Origin of the sequence: Candidatus Symbiopectobacterium sp., assembly GCF_020054415.1 — a bacterium.
Classification (GTDB): Bacteria; Pseudomonadota; Gammaproteobacteria; order Enterobacterales; family Enterobacteriaceae; genus Symbiopectobacterium.
In genome coordinates, this window is sequence record NZ_JAHWCO010000416.1 from 1 (window position 1) to 1,097 (window position 1,097).

The window sequence follows — 1,097 nt, forward strand, 5'->3', positions numbered from 1 at the left end:
AACGCTGATGGCCACTTTTGCCATAACCGTGTTTTTTCACAGGAGATGTCTGTTCACAAAACGGGCATCTTACATCAACTTTAGCCACTGTATTCCACATCCAAAACCGGACATTTCACACTGCAATCAACATATTGAATGCACGACCAAAAAATGCGACTAACAACCAACGCATTGATGCAACTGCGGTTAAAATAATCAAAACATCGGTTCGATTTTATTACTTGTCCTTTTCCTTTGCTCATTTCAGAAAGCGATCCTGCGTGTCTTTATCTGCCTGCCAAAACCAGTATTTGAGGATAAGAAAGGGATCAATGCTGTCCTGAGCATTGGCTGCATTATTTTCAGGCCAGGTTTCAGCGTTTTGCTTGGGCGACGTAAAGGCGGTTATGGATGCATTTTTATTGGCGGCATTGTACTGTGCCAGAATGGGTTCCAGCTTGTGAGTGAGCTCATCATTGCTCAGTTCAAGCCTGTCAAGGTGTGCGCTGATAGGGTTATTGTGATTATCCACGAGCTGGTAGTGGGTATCGAGATCGAAACGCTCTCGGGCTTTTGGCGTGTCGAGTGCGGGCAACTGGATGGTAATGATGTCCTGATTACGCATATTGAACGCAGCCAACAACAGCGGCGATGAATAAGTGCGTTTTTCACCGCCAGAGGCGGAAATAATTTTCACCACCCGAAACAGCACTTGGTGCTGACCATTGTCCAGTTCCAAGCTATCGGCACCTTTTAACAGTGAGCTGGACACTTTTTGCCCATCGACGGCGAGCAGTTCAATATCCTGGTGTAATTTTAGGGTGGTGGCAGCGCTGGCTATACTGCTCGTGACGAAGAAAAGCAGCACTAAAACACGGTACAATTTCATCAGCTTTCCTCCGGCATTATTTAACGCGCCATTGTTGAGTATTTGGCTAAATGTGTCAAAGTTTTCATTTTTTAACAGTTTTTATGGCTTTGTTGAATAAATAGATTTTATGCTGGCAGCCCAGCGAAACGACGGATCCTCGCAACGTAAAATCATGCAGTTAGGCCTCATGAGAAAAGTGTACACCTGAGATGACAAGCATTTTCAACCAAAACTGGCATGGAAA

General features: G+C 44.8%; 2 protein-coding genes. Both read right to left on the bottom strand.

What is annotated here, in order from left to right:
• A partial coding sequence (locus QZ506_RS12210; RefSeq protein WP_367272975.1) for an IS1 family transposase occupies positions 1-88 on the bottom strand: 88 nt, incomplete at its 3' end.
• Positions 89-241: 153 nt separating this feature from the next.
• Positions 242-871 carry a DUF2057 family protein gene (locus tag QZ506_RS12215; protein WP_291971366.1) on the bottom strand — a complete coding sequence of 210 codons (630 nt, stop codon included), beginning with the start codon at positions 869-871 and terminating at the stop codon, positions 242-244.
• Between the last annotated feature and the right edge of the window lie 226 nt (positions 872-1,097).